Raw genomic sequence first — 15,116 nt, 5'->3', positions numbered from 1 at the left:
GACCGATTCATTCGCGTAAAACCACCATAACCCTCGTCTTTATTTACCCATTTGGTACAGATGCCGCACAGCACAGACCTGAAAAGACGAGAGTATTTAAGGAGACAGAAATGGCATTTGGCAGCGCGCCGCGCGGGTTACCTCGTATCCTGCAGTGGCTCCTTGCCGGATTGATGGCACTCATCGGTCTGGCAGTCGGCGGCTTGGGCTTCAAGCTCGCCACAGTAGGCGGAAGTTGGTACTTCCTGATAATGGGCGTGGTAATGCTGATTGCCGCAGGCCTGATTTTCACCAACCGCAGCAGCGGTATTGTGCTTTACGCCATCGCGTTTATTGCGTCACTGTTCTGGGCCGTCAGCGATGCGGGCTGGGATTTCTGGCCGCTCTTCTCGCGCCTGTTTACCTTTGCGGTGCTGGCGTTCCTGTGCGCGATTGTCTGGCCTTTCCTGCGCGCCGCAAACAGCAATGCGCCCGTCAGAAAATGCGCGCCATTTGGCATCGCTGCGGTGCTTGCCGTTGCCATGCTGGCAAGCTTTGGCTGGATGTTTAAACCGCAGACGCTGGTTACCGCCAACGAGCCGGTTCCGGTTAAACCTGTCGCCCCTGGCGAGCAGCAAAAAAACTGGGAGCACTGGGGTAACACCACCCATGGTGACCGCTTTGCCGCACTGGATCAGATCAACAAACAGAACATCGGCGATCTGAAAGTCGCCTGGGTTGCCCATACGGGCGATATCCCGCAGAGCAACGGCTCCGGCGCTGAAGATCAGAATACCCCTCTCCAGGTTGGCGACACGCTATATGTCTGTACCCCGTACAGCAAAGTGCTGGCGCTGGATGTAGATTCCGGTAAAGAAAAATGGCGCTACGATTCCAAAGCCACCGCGCCAAACTGGCAACGTTGCCGTGGTCTCGGTTATTTTGAAGATCACGTCAATGTGACAACGTCACAGACAGAAGCACAGCCTGCGGCCTGCTCCCGTCGTCTGTTCCTGCCAACCACCGATGCGCGTCTGATTGCTATCAACGCCGACAACGGCAAAGTCTGTGAAGACTTTGGCGACCACGGTATTGTTGACCTGAGCGTGGGCATGGGTGATATCAAACCGGGTTACTACCAGCAAACCTCTACGCCACTTGTGGCGGGTAATGTGGTGGTGGTCGGTGGACGCGTGGCCGATAACTTCTCCACGGGCGAACCGCCGGGGGTTGTACGCGCTTATGACGTTCACACCGGTAAACTGGCATGGGCATGGGATCCGGGTAATCCGAACCTGACCGGCCTGCCGCCGGAAGGCCAGACCTACACGCGCGGTACGCCGAACGTCTGGTCTGCGATGTCTTACGACGCAAAACTGAACCTTATCTATCTGCCAACCGGTAACGCCACGCCAGATTTCTGGGCGGGTGAACGTACCCCGCTGGATGATAAATACAGCTCGTCTATCGTCGCCGTTGATGCAACCACCGGCCAGGTGCGCTGGCATTTCCAGACCACACACCACGACCTGTGGGACTTCGACCTGCCATCACAGCCGCTGTTGTATGACCTGCCAGACGGTAAAGGCGGCACCACGCCGGTGCTGGTTCAGACCAGTAAACAGGGCATGATCTTCATGCTCAACCGCGAAACGGGTAAACCTGTTGCGAAGGTTGAAGAGCGCCCGGTTCCTGCCGGCAATGTGGAAGGCGAACGTTACTCGCCGACTCAGCCGTACTCCGTAGGGATGCCGATGATCGGCAACCAGACGCTGACGGAATCCGACATGTGGGGTGCAACGCCTGTTGATTTGCTGCTGTGCCGTATCCAGTTTAAAGAGATGCGTCATCAGGGAGTCTTCACCCCGCCGGGTCTTGACCGTTCATTGCAGTTCCCTGGCTCGCTGGGTGGCATGAACTGGGGTAGCGTTTCCGTTGACCCGAACAACAGCCTGATGTTCGTGAATGATATGCGCCTGGGCCTGGCGAACTACATGGTTCCGCGTGCAAACGTGGCGAAAAACGCCAGCGGGATCGAGATGGGTATCGTTCCAATGGACGGTACACCGTTCGGCGCGATGCGTGAGCGTTTCCTGTCCCCGCTGGGTATTCCGTGCCAGAAACCGCCGTTTGGTACCATGTCTGCGGTGGATCTGAAAACCGGCAAGCTGGTGTGGCAGGTTCCGGTCGGCACCGTGGAAGACACTGGTCCTCTGGGGATCCGTATGCACATGCCGATCCCAATCGGGATGCCTACGCTGGGTGCATCGCTCTCTACACAGTCTGGCCTGCTGTTCTTTGCCGGTACTCAGGACTTCTACCTGCGCGCGTTTGACACCGCAACCGGGAAAGAGATCTGGAAAGACCGTCTGCCAGTTGGCAGCCAGTCTGGCCCGATGACCTACGTATCACCGAAAACCGGTAAGCAGTACGTCATCATTAACGCAGGTGGCGCACGTCAGTCACCGGATCGTGGTGATTACATCATCGCGTATGCGTTACCGGATAAGCAGTAAGCCAATAAAAAAGGGACCTGAGGGTCCCTTTTTTATTTCAGTGTTTTGTAGGTCGGGTAAGTGAAGCGCCACCCGACACCATCATCAACTCAGAACGTTTCCCAGTTATCACTCGATGTCACCGCTGCCGGGCGTAAAGGCGTTTGCGCAGGCACTGAGGCAAATTTTGCCGTGCGCCCTGACGTTGCACCGTTCAGACGAAACGCACCAACCGCTTCGGTCAGACGTGCGCCCTGTTCTTCCAGAGAAGCTGCCGCCGCAGAGGCTTCTTCCACCAGCGAGGCGTTCTGCTGGGTCACTTTATCCATCTCAGAGATAGCCTGGCTCACCTGTACAATGCCACGGCTTTGCTCATCGGACGCCGCTGCAATTTCCAGCATGATGTCGGTGACGCGCTTAACGGCTTCAACGATTTCATTCATGGTGTTACCTGCGGCAACCACTTCGCCAGAGCCCTGGTCAATCAGCGACACGGATTCGTTGATCAGGCTTTCAATCTCTTTCGCCGCGTTCGCACTGCGGCTTGCCAGCGTACGGACTTCACTCGCCACCACCGCAAAACCACGCCCCTGCTCACCGGCACGCGCGGCTTCTACTGCGGCGTTCAGCGCCAGGATATTGGTCTGGAAAGCGATGCTGTTAATCACTGCGGTGATTTCAGAGATTTTCTTCGAGCTGGTAGAAATATTACCCATGGTTTTCACCACGCCGGACACCATCTGGCCGCCACGGCTGGCTTTACCGGAGGCATCTTCCGCCAGTTTGCTGGCATGGTGGGCGTTATCGGCATTCTGCTTCACGGTGGCGGTCAGCTGTTCCATGCTGGCTGCCGTCTGCTCAATGGCGGCCGCCTGCTGCTCGGTGCGTGAAGAGAGATCGGTGTTACCGGCAGAGATCTCGCTGGTACCGCGATAGATCTCTTCCGCCCCCTGGCGAACCGTGCCCACGGTCGTCACCAGCGAGTGCTGCATGGTTTGCAGGTCACGCGTCAGGCGGCCAATTTCGCTGCGTCCAGTGGCGTCGTCCGGCATCGTCAGGTCGCCTTTGGCGATATTTTCAATGCGCTTAGCGGCACGCTGAAGCGGATTAATCACAGTACGACGCAGCACGATAAATGTCATCGCCGTCAGCACCAGCGCCAGTGCAAAAGCACCGACCATAAACATCAGCCCCAGTTGCGTGCGGGTGTGCGCCTGTGCCGTCAGCGCATTTGCACGGTCGGTACGGATTTTAATCGCCTTCATCAGCACGTCGTTATACCCGTCATCCAGCGGACGTGCGGTTTCGTTTTCGTGGTTGATAATTGCCTCAAACATGCCGTTTTTGGCATATTTCAGCATCGGCTGGAGGCCAGCGATGTAGGCGTCGTAACGCGCTTTCAGATCCGCGTCCAGGGCTTCATCTGCCGGCGTGCGAACCGCGCGATTCATATACGAAGCAAAACTTTCCTGGGATTGCTTAATCCGCGTTTCAGCTTCGTGGATGTTCTGCTTCATCGCATCCATTTCAGCGATACGGCTCGCCGCACCCGCGTGGATCATATTGATACGGGCAGTGCGTAAGTGGTTTGAACTGTTCGATAACCCCAGACGAACCTGGATTTCGGATGTGACATCCTGCTGATCGGTGTCAGCTTTTAACAGGAAGTAACCCGCCAGACCGGAGCTCAAGGCAAACAGAAGAATAATGCCACCGAGAATGGAGGAAAACAGCGGAACCAGCCTGATGTGATGCAAGAAGCTCAGCTTGTGCTGCGCCTGCATCGAAGTTGTGTTGTCCATGACCGTCGACTCTCTTATAGGTAAGATGCGTAAAAACACGCCTGTAAAATAGTCATCGGCACTGCGGGAAATTAGATTACGGCTAAAATCGCCAGCCAGGTCACAGTTTAGAGAAGATTATTAAAGAAATGCCAGCGGTAAAAACCGCTGGCAGAATAATTAGTTGTCGCCGAAATGGATGACGGTACGAATGGATTTACCTTCGTGCATCAGGTCAAACGCTTCGTTGATTTGCTCTAACGGCAGACGGTGGGTAATGAACGGATCAAGCTGAATTTTTCCGCTCATGGCATCTTCAACCATACCCGGCAGCTGGGTACGGCCCTTTACGCCACCAAACGCAGAACCACGCCATACGCGCCCCGTCACCAGCTGGAATGGACGCGTGCGGATCTCCTGACCTGCACCGGCCACACCAATGATGATGCTTTCGCCCCAGCCTTTATGACAGCATTCAAGCGCAGAACGCATCACGTTAACGTTACCGATACATTCGAAGCTGAAATCAACACCGCCGTCGGTCAGCTCAACAATCACGTCCTGAACCGGTTTTTCGTAATCTTTCGGGTTCACGAAATCGGTCGCGCCCATTTCACCGGCCAGTTTGAATTTTTCCGGGTTGGTATCCACCGCAATGATACGACCGGCTTTTGCCTGCACCGCACCCTGGATAACCGCCAGACCAATACCGCCCAGGCCAAACACCGCCACGGTGTCACCCTCATTCACTTTCGCCGTGTTGTGTACAGCACCGATACCGGTGGTCACACCGCAACCCAGCAGACACACTTTATCCAGCGGCGCTTGCGGGTTTACTTTGGCCAGAGAAATTTCGGCGCACACGGTGTATTCGCTGAAGGTACTGGTGCCCATGTAGTGATAAATTGGCTCGCCGTTGTAAGAGAAACGGGTTGTTCCATCTGGCATCAGCCCTTTACCCTGGGTGGCACGCACGGCCTGGCAGAGGTTGGTTTTGCCGGATTTACAGAACTTACACTCGCCACATTCTGCGGTGTACAGCGGAATCACATGATCGCCCGGTTTCAGGCTGGTAACCCCTTCGCCCACTTCAACCACAACCCCGCCGCCTTCGTGGCCGAGCACCGCCGGGAATACGCCTTCCGGGTCGTCGCCTGACAAGGTGAATGCATCCGTATGGCACACGCCGGTGTGGGTGATTTTGATTAAGACTTCGCCTTTCTTCGGCGGCGCAACGTCAATTTCGACGATTTTCAACGGCTGGCCTGGGCCAAATGCGACAGCAGCGCGAGATTTCATAATGTCTTTCCCTTGTTGTGAGGTCTGTGGGTTTATTTTAGATAAGAGCGCAGCAAATGGCCGACTTCTGCCATTCTGACTGCCCGCTGATCCGGGGTTGTCTCCCCCGTCACCAGCTCATCTTTGAGGTGAATTTCGACCATTTCCCCCATCAGACCATTTGCAGCACCGCGCACGGCGGCGATTTGTTGCAGTATGGCCAGACAGGGTTCGCCGGATTCCAGCGCGCGTTCAAGGGCATCAACCTGCCCACGGATGCGTCGGACGCGAGTGAGGATTCGTTTTTTATCTGCGGGTGAATGCGGCATACGCCCTCCTGATACTATAGGGGGGTATAGTAAATAGTTATTTGTTCTCTGTAAACCGCCAGTTTCTTATGGTTTTACAGGGTAACCACGGCAGGTGTTAGGCCACCAGCACCGATTTCGCCTTGTTATAACGCTGGCGGCGGTCGTCGATACCCTTTTGCCCTCCATTGATAAGTTGCGTAATTTTTACAACATCACCGGGGTATTTCAGGCACCCCTTCGACACGTAGAACCAGCCAGCCGACAGCGCGGCGTAGGTGTCGTTGAGCAATTGATCGGGGTCTGCGATGAGATTTAGCCCCAACGCCTTGCCGCACTTCGTATAGTTTTCGCGTCCGGTAATCTGCTTCAGACCACGTCCACGGAATAACCAGCCGTCACCGTCCTGGGTGTTACCCAGGTTCTCCAGCCCCCAGTCACCCCCGTAAACAATATTGGCGATAGCCCTCTGATCTGCCGGATGGTTTGGGTTACGGCCGAACTGGTTCGCCTGCTGCTGACTGATACGATGCGAACCAAACACCCCCACCAGGCGGTCAGAAGCGTAGTTCAGATTTTCGCTGAGCGTCTTAAAACCACCGGATTCTGTACCCATCTGGGCGATAAACATCGCCTGATCGATGGGTTTGACTATCCCGTACTGGCCCATGACGGCATCAAGATGTGTAAACCACCGGTCAGCCAGTGACGAGGACACCCCGGCGGCCTGCTGGAAGAGAGACTGATTCATAGAATTGACTCTGCTTTGAGAGGATTGCGATAACGGAAATGCACAAGCATTTTCCACCGCACAGCGAGCTTCTCTATCAGAATAGCGGGTAGGCCCGACACTGAAACCTCACCCACTTGTGCTATTTGTCGGCATGGGAGCAGATTCAACCCAGAATTCCCTTTTCCGCAAAATGCTGTAATATGCGACTTATTGCAATATTTTGCAGGATTAAGCCCAGATGCATAAAACCGCTCGTCAGAAATACTTGCTTGATATCATTAGTGAAAATGGTCAGGCCAGTATCAGCGACCTCGTTGAAAAATTGCAGGTTTCTGCGGACACCGTTCGCCGGGATCTTACAGACCTTGAGAATCAAGGGCTGGCGCAGAAGAACCACGGGGGCGCTATTGCGCTCGATCTCTCGGCGATGAACCGCCAGGGCAGAAATACGTTACTGCCCAAAACCAAGCAGCAGCTTGGTAAAAAGGTCGCAGAGAGCGTGCCCGCAGGCTCAACCCTGTTTCTTGATGCGGGAAGTACGGTAATGGCCGTCGCCACCTTTCTTCAGGGACCACTGAAAGTCATCACCACTTCGCTGGATATCGCCCAGCACTTCAGCGATCGCGCAGACATTGAACTCATTCTGCTCGGGGGCCAGTGGGATCAGAAACAGCGCCTGTTTGCCGGCAGCGCCACCCTTTCGATGCTGTCGCGCTATCGTGCGGATATCGCCATTCTTGGCGCCTGCGCCATCCATCCTCAGCTGGGTTTGAGCGCCAGCAAAGAAGCCGATGCCGACGTAAAACGGGCCATGCTGGCAGCCAGCCGTGAGCACTGGATCGTTGCCGATCACCTGAAACTCAACCACTGTGAGCCCTATCTGGTGTCCGGGTTAGCCGACATTCATCAATTGTTCTTAGATCGTCCCTGGGCTGAGCTTGGGGACAACAGCGCACTGCAAGTCACTATTGCAGATGCTTAATAACGTGGAGATGGTCATGAATAAAGTTGTCGCTCGAAACGGTAAGACAATCAACATTGCGCTGATCGGCTATGGGTTCGTGGGTAAAACCTTCCACGCGCCGCTGATCCAGTCCGTCGAGGGCCTGAAGCTGGCGGTTGTCTCTTCCCGCGACGAAGAAAAGGTCAAACGCGATATCCCGGATGCCATCGTGGTTGCCACGCCTGAAGAAGCTATTCAGCACCCGGATGTTGATCTGGTGGTGATCGCCTCTCCTAACGCCACTCACGCGCCGCTGGCAACGCTTGCCCTGAACAGTGGTAAGCATGTGGTGGTGGATAAACCCTTTACCCTCGATATGCAGGAAGCGCGCGATCTGATCGCACTGGCAGAGGAAAAACAGTTACTGCTGTCAGTCTTCCATAACCGCCGCTGGGACAGCGATTTCCTCGGTATTAAGCAGGTTATCGAGCAGGGTAAAATCGGCAAAGTTAAGCATTTTGAGTCTCATATCGACCGCTTCCGCCCGGAAGTTCGCGTGCGCTGGAGAGAACAAAACGTACCAGGCAGTGGCCTGTGGTTTGATATCGGGCCACACCTGATTGACCAGACGTTGCAGCTGTTTGGCCTGCCACAGTCCGTGCAGGGCAATATTGCCACCCTTCGCGCTGGTGCGGAAATTAATGACTGGGCACACGTGGTCTTAAATTACCCGGAACATAAAGTGGTTCTGCATTGCAGTATGCTGGTTGCCGGCGGCACGTCGCGCTTTACGGTTCACGGTGATAAAGCCAGCGTGGTTAAAGCCAGAATCGACCAGCAGGAAGCGCAGCTTCTGGCAGGCGTCATCCCTGGCAGCGATACCTGGGGTGAAGACAGCGACAGCATGGTGCTATTTGATGCCAGCGGCGAGCCACACGCGGTTAGCACGCCAAAGGGCGATCAGCGCCAGTATTACATTAACGTGCGTAATGCCCTGAACGGTGAAATCGAGAACCCGGTTCACCCGGTTGAAGCGCTGGCGGTGATGGCCGTACTGGAAGCTGCCGTGACCTCCTCTGAAACAGGCACCACTCAACCGCTGGCATTAACCGCTGGCGAGCGCGCTCACCTGCAAAAATAACCTATGCGGTAACCTGCTATGCTGGTCAGCTAAGCACGGTGGAGTGTTCCGTTCACCTTAATACCCGCAGAAAATAATTCGTTCAGAACACGTGAACGGGATAAAGGGGCCACCGCGGCCCCCTTATCAATCCCCGCGGCCCGCCAGGAAATCGGTGCTTCGCACTGCGCTCACCTCCCGACCCTCTGCCTGCGGTCGGCTCAACTCGACAGTCTGTCTCGATTCGCCTCTGGCCGCCATCCCTGGCGTCCAGCCCTTGTCATCCGGTCTCCGGTTCGCCGATTTCTGCGGGACTCAACGTCCGTGCCATTTTCAGACCGCACAGAAGGCTGAGTGAGCGTGAGTCCGGCTGAAAATCGCCGAAGCGTTTCCTGTAGGCCGGGGCGACGCGCAGGGATGCGCGGCGAGGGCGGATTTACAGGGACGTTGCCTCCGCCCGTCCCCGAAAAGCCGGAAGGAATAAGCTGAGGGCACCGCGAAGCGGCGATTTTCTTTGCCGGGAGACGGGATTGTTAAGGGGGCGCGATAGCCCCCTTAACACGTTCACCGCAGCGGATTATGCAGGTAGCAGGAAAGTCTGAGTGAACGGAACGATGCCACTAAAATAACAGAGCGGCTTAATATCACCTAACTGACTGACATTACTGCGGTTTTCCGCAGGTTACCCTCACCGCGGCAGCGGTTTACCGGCGGTTTCTTTCGCCCGCATCACCGTCAGGAAAGTGACTAACGCAGCGGCAATGACGTACCCGGCAGGAGAAAATGGATTGCCGGTGGTCTTCATCAGATACACCGAAAACCAGGGTGTGAACCCACCCAGCAGCGCCACCACAATATTTCCGGCCAACGCTATCCCACCAAAACGCACGCGGGTTGGAAAGAGCTCCGCCATTGCTGCACTGCTCGCACCATCAAACGCCGCAATAAAGACCCCAAGGATCAGCATTGCCATCATCGCAGACGCTATCTCCCCGCGCGCCATCAGCATCATGGCTGGCAGGGTAAAAACGATTAATCCACCACATCCCACCAGCATCAATGGTTTACGCCCCACACGGTCGGATAACCAGCCCATCAGCGGCACCAGAAGGACAATCGCAAATAACCCCAGTGTGGTTATCGCGTAGGCATCCCGCTGTGAATAGGCCATTGCACCCGAAAGATAGTGAGGAACAAAGGTTTGCAGCGTCCAGTGCCCTACCGCCTTGATGACCATAAAGCCGGTACAGAACAGCAGTGCGCTCCGTGAGTAGGCCACCACAGAATGAAGGGGTGCTGTGTCGGTTTTGCCGCTTTTCAGCGCTGCCAGAAATTCAGGAGAGTCCTGAAGGTAATTGCGCAGATACAGGCCAATGATCCCGAGCGGGCCGGCTACCAGAAATGGAATGCGCCAGCCCCAGTCATTCATTGCACTTTCACCCAGCACAGCCGTCAGGAGGAACACCAGCCCGGAGCCTGCGACAAACGCCAAAAACCCGAAGCTGTCTATCCAACTGGTGAAATAGCCGCGGCGATGAGCTGGCGCGTATTCGGCCAGAAATGTGGTCGCCCCCGCGCTTTCACCGCCAACGGCAAAGCCCTGCACCAGGCGGATGAGCACCAGTAAAATGGTGGCGCTTATCCCCAACTGCGACCAGGTGGGTAAAATCCCCATCGCGAAGGTTGAACCCGAGGTGAGCAAAATGACCATGGCCAGCACTTTCTGCCGGCCGATACGATCCCCGAGCGAGCCGAAAAACAGCCCGCCAAGCGGGCGCATAATGAACCCTGCGCCAAACACCGCAAATGATGAGAGCAACGCGACACCCGGGCTATCGGTATGAAAAAACTGCATCCCAATAATTCCCGCCAGCGTGCCGTACAGGCCAACATCAAACCATTCGACAAAATGGCCGATACCGGTCGCGAGGAGTACCTTGCGCGGTTTACCCACAACGGGTGTCACTGACGTTTCTTCGGCATCATGCGAAGCAGCGTATTGTCTTTCCAGAAATAGTGGTGCGCCAACGCCGCCAGGGCGTGAATAGCGATCAGGAAATACCCGAGGTTTGCCAGAATGGAGTGCCACTCTTTAAGCGAGTCTACCCGGTCAAAATTCGCTTCTGCCGCGTGCGGCATCACCAGCCCGAAGGCATACCAGTCGTTGCCACGGAAATACATCATGGTCAGGCCAATAACCGGCAGCGCCATAAACAGCAGATACACCGCCAGATGCCCCAGGTGGGATAACCCGATGATCATGGCCCTGGGTTTTGGCTGGATTGGCGGCGCCGGATGTTTAAGGCGCACCAGCAGACGCGCGCACATCAGTACCAGAATCGAGATCCCGCAGGAGACGTGGATCATGTTGATTGCTGGACGGGCGGTTCGCGGGAAAAAGCCCCTGAACTCCATGGCGCAATAGGCCACAATGACCAACATAAACACCAGCCAGTGAATGCCAATTTGCAGGCCCGTATATTTAGTGCGCATATGATTTCCTGAGATAAAACGAAATTACGGCCAACATAACCAGCTTTACTTAAAAATTCATTAACTTTTCTGTATGGTTTTTCAAATGCTTCGCGGCGCATGACATATCTTCAATTGCCTGCGCGGGTTTCATGGTCTAAGCCTGGATGAGTTCAAACTGTCGCTTCGACAGATTCACCAGGAGAAAACCATGAGTAAAATTGGTATTAACGGATTTGGTCGCATTGGACGTCTTGTATTGCGTCGCCTTCTCGAAACCCAGGACAGCAACACCGTGGTCGCCATTAATGACCTCACCTCCCCCAAAGTTCTGGCCTATCTGCTCAAACATGATTCTAACTACGGTGGTTTTCCGTGGAGCGTGGATTTCACGGAGGACTCGCTGATTGTCGACGGAAAATCCATTTCGGTGTATGCCGAAAAAGAGGCGCAGCATATTCCGTGGAAGGCTGCGGGCGTGGATCTCGTCGTGGAATGCACCGGTTTTTATACCTCAGAAGAGAAATCAAAAGCGCACCTGAATGCGGGCGCTAAAAAAGTGCTGATTTCTGCCCCTGCGGGCGAGATGAAAACCATTGTGTTCAACGTCAACGACGACACCATCACTGCCAGCGACACCATTATTTCCGTGGCATCCTGCACCACAAACTGCCTGGCGCCGATGGCGAAAGCCCTTCACGATGCGTTCGGCATTAAAGTGGGGACGATGACCACTATTCACGCCTACACCGGGACACAAGCGCTGGTCGATGGCCCGCGCGGTAAAGACCTTCGCGCCTCACGCGCGGCGGCGGAAAATATCATCCCGCATACCACGGGTGCCGCCAAAGCGATTGGGCTGGTAATCCCGGCCCTGAGCGGCAAGCTGAAAGGCCACGCCCAGCGCGTGCCGGTCAAAACTGGCTCTGTTACCGAACTGGTGTCCATTCTGGATAAAAAGGTCACGGTAGAAGAGATCCACCAGGCGCTGAAACAGGCCACGAAGGATAACGACTCGTTTGGCTACACCGATGAAGAGATCGTCTCATCCGATGTTATCGGTTCACATTTTGGTTCAGTGTTTGACGCGACCCAGACGGAAGTGACGGATGCAGGGGATGTGCAACTGGTGAAAACCGTTGCCTGGTATGACAACGAATATGGCTTTGTCACCCAGTTGGTACGCACGCTGGATAAATACGCCGCGTTGTAAAATAGAACCCCCTCTACGCTTAGAGGGGGTTTTCACTTAAGACTGCAAATAAACCACCTGAGTTTGCAGATACTCGTTCAGACCATGTTTTCCGTCGGCCCCACCAATCCCGGACTTACGCCAGCCCGCGTGGAAGCCCTGCATCGCTTCGAAGTTTTCGCGGTTGATATAGGTTTCGCCAAACTTCAGCCCTTTGATGGCCTTCATTGCCACGTTCAGATCCTGCGTATATATAGAAGACGTCAAACCGTAATCGCTGTCGTTGGCCATCTTCAGCGCCTCTTCCAGGGTGTCGAAGACCACTACGGGCAGCACCGGGCCGAAGGTTTCTTCGTGCATGATGGTCATCTCCTGACGGACATCCAGCAGCAGCGTTGGCGGATAGTAATAGCCTTTGCCCTCAACCGCTTTACCGCCGAGCACCACTTTTGCCCCTTCCTGCACCGCACGCGCCACCTTTTGCTCCACACGCTCAAGCGCGGCGGCATTAATCAGCGGCCCCATAGCAATATCATTGCGTTCGGCCGGGTTGCCAAACTGCACGGCGTTCATCGCCTCACCCAGACGGTTCACAAAGCGGTCGTAAATGCCCTTTTGCACATAAACACGCTCGGCGCAGTTACACACCTGCCCGGTGTTAATCACGCGCGAGTCCACAATCGCCTTCACCGCCAGCTCCAGGTTCGCATCGTCCATCACGATAGCCGGCGCTTTACCGCCCAGCTCCAGACCAACCTTAGTGATGTTTTTCGCGGCGGCGGCCATAATTTTCTCACCGGCACCGACGCTGCCCGTCATGCTCACCATCGCCACTTTCGGGTTGCCAGCCAGCTCCTGGCCCACGGTTTCGCCGCGCCCCAGCACGAGGTTAAACACCCCTTTCGGCAGACCGATTTCATCCACAATTTTGGCAAAGGCAATGGCGTTATTCGGGGTGAACTCGCTCGGTTTGATAACGATTGTGTTGCCGGTCAGCAGCGCTGGCGCGAGCTTGCGGGCAATAAGGAAGAACGGGAAGTTCCACGGCAGAATGCCGGTGGTCACGCCAAGCGCGCGTTTGAAGACCAGGATATTCTCGCCTGGTCTGTCGCTCTGGATGATTTCCCCTTCGTAGCGACGCGCCCACTCGGCCATGTAGTCGATATAGTCGGCAGTAAACGCCACCTCAACCTCAGCCAGTTGCTGAATTTTGCCGCCTTCGGCAACAATTAAGGCGCTAATTTCACTGGCACGCTCGCGAATACCTGCCGAAATTTTTCGCAGCCAGTTGGCTCGCTGAATCGCAGGCAGTGCTTCCCAGTCAGCCTGGGCGCGGTCGGCGGCATCGATAGCTTTACGCGCGTCTTCAGCGCGACCATCGGGAATACGGGAAATGACCTCTTCGGTTGCCGGGTTGATCACATCAATCCAGGCATCACCCTGCCAGGCAACAAACTGACCATCAATATACATCGGATGTTGTACGGGTACTGTCATGACCTGCTCCTGTAATTACACTGTTTTTGACAAGTAAATTTATTGTTAAAAACTACAATCACAGTGCAGCATTCCTACCCTATCGCGCTGTTTTTGTGAGATATCTCATAAAAGAATCGCGTCAGCAGATTTTTATAATTACAAATTGGCAACATAAATTGCCCGTTTGCGGAAAACCCCGCGCAAACGGGCAGCAGGCTAGATAAGCGAGCGGCTGGTCAGGGCATCGGTCAGAATGGTGTCGTGGCGTAAAATCTCCCATGCCCTGAGTACCGCATCAGGGAAATCAACGTGCGCGATAAAGCCGCGCCCCGCAGGGCCATACCCGCTGGCATCATCAAACAGCCGAGGCAGCTCTCCCAGCACCAACGACAAATAGCGTTCGACAGGCCACACGCCGTCGCCACCCCCGCAGAATACCAGCCCCTTATCGCTGTTTTGCAGCTGCGGGATAAATCCAGGGTGGCTAATCCACTGCGGTGATACCGGTTCGTCGCGGCAGACACGAGCGAAGGTCGCCATTGTGCGCCGTTGCATCGTCGGATCCTGAACCACCAGCACATGCTCCGCCTGAGGGAGCTGCAGCTTCATCATGTTCCAGCTAAAGCGGGCATTCTCGCCACAGTTGGTTGACTGATCGTCAACCCGGATATTCTCAGGCGGAACCTGCCAGAACTGGCGTGCCACATCAGCGAGGATGCTGGCTTCCGCCCTGCCCGTGGTGGCTATAGCGTGGTAGCGAGGGTGATGGGCAATTTCGGCATACAAAAACGACGTGGAATGGCCGATCCCACCGCTAATCAGCAACGGTACGTTTTGCGCTGCCGCAAACCGACAGGCAGCATCAATGGTCGGGATCACCGCATTACCCGCCAGCACCACAAAATCAATGCCTTGTGTAGCTATGCCCGCTTTTACATCATCCTGCGCCAGCCATTCACCCACGGTGTTGACGGCAGCCAGTGTGTCGACCGGCAGGCACGGAAAGATCGCCCGGTTCATTGTGTACTCCTTATGCGCTTTTCTGTTCAGGGTAGCGGTTTTTTCCTGACAAAACAGAGGAGCACTCTGAAAGCAGGGACAGCAAAACTCGCTCAATCTGTCATCTTTCTGAAATAACCAGAAACATCCAAAAATCGGCGGGTTGCACCTGCATTTTATGCTTTTAGTGACAATGTATACAAAAGATCATGCCACTCATATTGCTAATAAAAGCACCAGGCGCTGCTTATTTCGCCGTGATCTGACCAGTGCCAGACCCTCACTGCTTGCCAAATTCAACATCCAACTCTAAGTTGCTTAACAATTTCACAACCTT

At 55.1% G+C, this 15,116-nt stretch carries 12 protein-coding genes; 4 read left to right on the top strand and 8 right to left on the bottom strand.

The annotated features are described in order from the left end of the window. Positions 1 to 110: 110 nt before the first annotated feature. Complete coding sequence (locus F3J30_RS00435) at positions 111 to 2,495, top strand: glucose/quinate/shikimate family membrane-bound PQQ-dependent dehydrogenase (protein WP_166715260.1); 2,385 nt, start codon at positions 111 to 113, stop codon at positions 2,493 to 2,495. 89 nt (positions 2,496 to 2,584) lie between these two features. On the opposite strand, the gene F3J30_RS00430 is transcribed toward F3J30_RS00435, so the two are convergent. From F3J30_RS00430 to F3J30_RS00415, 4 genes are all read right to left on the bottom strand, one after another. Then, the gene (locus F3J30_RS00430; RefSeq protein WP_166715259.1) at positions 2,585 to 4,276 is read right to left on the bottom strand and encodes a methyl-accepting chemotaxis protein; all 1,692 of its coding nucleotides are present in this window, start codon (positions 4,274 to 4,276) and stop codon (positions 2,585 to 2,587) included. Positions 4,277 to 4,435: 159 nt separating this feature from the next. Then, positions 4,436 to 5,554, bottom strand: coding sequence for an S-(hydroxymethyl)glutathione dehydrogenase/class III alcohol dehydrogenase (locus F3J30_RS00425; RefSeq protein WP_166715258.1), 1,119 nt, complete (start codon positions 5,552 to 5,554; stop codon positions 4,436 to 4,438). Positions 5,555 to 5,586: 32 nt separating this feature from the next. Then, the gene (locus F3J30_RS00420; RefSeq protein WP_006175178.1) at positions 5,587 to 5,862 is read right to left on the bottom strand and encodes a metal/formaldehyde-sensitive transcriptional repressor; all 276 of its coding nucleotides are present in this window, start codon (positions 5,860 to 5,862) and stop codon (positions 5,587 to 5,589) included. A gap of 97 nt (positions 5,863 to 5,959) precedes the next feature. Further along, on the bottom strand, positions 5,960 to 6,592 hold the full coding sequence (locus tag F3J30_RS00415) for a glycoside hydrolase family 19 protein (protein ID WP_166715257.1): 633 nt from the start codon (positions 6,590 to 6,592) through the stop codon (positions 5,960 to 5,962). Positions 6,593 to 6,812: 220 nt separating this feature from the next. On the opposite strand from F3J30_RS00415, the gene F3J30_RS00410 reads away from it, so the two are divergent. After that, on the top strand, positions 6,813 to 7,556 hold the full coding sequence (locus F3J30_RS00410) for a DeoR/GlpR family DNA-binding transcription regulator (protein WP_166715256.1): 744 nt from the start codon (positions 6,813 to 6,815) through the stop codon (positions 7,554 to 7,556). 16 nt (positions 7,557 to 7,572) lie between these two features. After that, on the top strand, positions 7,573 to 8,658 hold the full coding sequence (locus tag F3J30_RS00405) for an oxidoreductase (RefSeq protein WP_166715255.1): 1,086 nt from the start codon (positions 7,573 to 7,575) through the stop codon (positions 8,656 to 8,658). A 667-nt stretch (positions 8,659 to 9,325) separates the two neighbouring features. On the opposite strand, the gene F3J30_RS00400 is transcribed toward F3J30_RS00405, so the two are convergent. Further along, positions 9,326 to 10,603 carry an MFS transporter gene (locus tag F3J30_RS00400; RefSeq protein ID WP_166715254.1) on the bottom strand — a complete coding sequence of 426 codons (1,278 nt, stop codon included), beginning with the start codon at positions 10,601 to 10,603 and terminating at the stop codon, positions 9,326 to 9,328. Beyond that, positions 10,600 to 11,130 carry a cytochrome b561 gene (cybB, locus tag F3J30_RS00395; protein WP_166715253.1) on the bottom strand — a complete coding sequence of 177 codons (531 nt, stop codon included), beginning with the start codon at positions 11,128 to 11,130 and terminating at the stop codon, positions 10,600 to 10,602. Before cybB ends, F3J30_RS00400 begins: the two co-directional genes overlap by 4 nt. A 190-nt stretch (positions 11,131 to 11,320) precedes the next feature. Between cybB and gap the strand changes: the two genes are divergently transcribed. Further along, on the top strand, positions 11,321 to 12,322 hold the full coding sequence (gene gap, locus F3J30_RS00390; protein ID WP_014070228.1) for a type I glyceraldehyde-3-phosphate dehydrogenase: 1,002 nt from the start codon (positions 11,321 to 11,323) through the stop codon (positions 12,320 to 12,322). Between the two features lie 36 nt (positions 12,323 to 12,358). Here gap and aldA read toward each other — a convergent pair whose 3' ends face one another. Together aldA and F3J30_RS00380 are read right to left on the bottom strand one after the other, a co-directional pair. Continuing rightward, positions 12,359 to 13,798, bottom strand: coding sequence for an aldehyde dehydrogenase (aldA, locus tag F3J30_RS00385; protein WP_166715252.1), 1,440 nt, complete (start codon positions 13,796 to 13,798; stop codon positions 12,359 to 12,361). A 198-nt stretch (positions 13,799 to 13,996) separates the two neighbouring features. Then, the gene (locus F3J30_RS00380; protein WP_166715251.1) at positions 13,997 to 14,800 is read right to left on the bottom strand and encodes a YdcF family protein; all 804 of its coding nucleotides are present in this window, start codon (positions 14,798 to 14,800) and stop codon (positions 13,997 to 13,999) included. Positions 14,801 to 15,116 lie beyond the last annotated feature (316 nt).

The organism is Enterobacter sp. Tr-810 (assembly GCF_011752765.1).
In the GTDB taxonomy this organism is placed as follows: Bacteria; Pseudomonadota; Gammaproteobacteria; order Enterobacterales; family Enterobacteriaceae; genus Enterobacter; species Enterobacter soli.
Note: the sequence above shows the minus strand (reverse complement) of the source record. Positions and strands in the feature narration are given on the sequence as shown.

Coding starts and splice junctions, on each gene's coding strand:
- F3J30_RS00410 (WP_166715256.1), top strand. CDS start 6,813: ATGCATAAAACCGCTCGTCAGAAATACTTGCTTGATATCATTAGTGAA.
- F3J30_RS00435 (WP_166715260.1), top strand. CDS start 111: ATGGCATTTGGCAGCGCGCCGCGCGGGTTACCTCGTATCCTGCAGTGG.
- aldA (WP_166715252.1), bottom strand. CDS start 13,798: ATGACAGTACCCGTACAACATCCGATGTATATTGATGGTCAGTTTGTT.
- F3J30_RS00425 (WP_166715258.1), bottom strand. CDS start 5,554: ATGAAATCTCGCGCTGCTGTCGCATTTGGCCCAGGCCAGCCGTTGAAA.
- F3J30_RS00405 (WP_166715255.1), top strand. CDS start 7,573: ATGAATAAAGTTGTCGCTCGAAACGGTAAGACAATCAACATTGCGCTG.
- F3J30_RS00420 (WP_006175178.1), bottom strand. CDS start 5,862: ATGCCGCATTCACCCGCAGATAAAAAACGAATCCTCACTCGCGTCCGA.
- F3J30_RS00430 (WP_166715259.1), bottom strand. CDS start 4,276: ATGGACAACACAACTTCGATGCAGGCGCAGCACAAGCTGAGCTTCTTG.
- F3J30_RS00380 (WP_166715251.1), bottom strand. CDS start 14,800: ATGAACCGGGCGATCTTTCCGTGCCTGCCGGTCGACACACTGGCTGCC.
- cybB (WP_166715253.1), bottom strand. CDS start 11,130: ATGCGCACTAAATATACGGGCCTGCAAATTGGCATTCACTGGCTGGTG.
- gap (WP_014070228.1), top strand. CDS start 11,321: ATGAGTAAAATTGGTATTAACGGATTTGGTCGCATTGGACGTCTTGTA.
- F3J30_RS00415 (WP_166715257.1), bottom strand. CDS start 6,592: ATGAATCAGTCTCTCTTCCAGCAGGCCGCCGGGGTGTCCTCGTCACTG.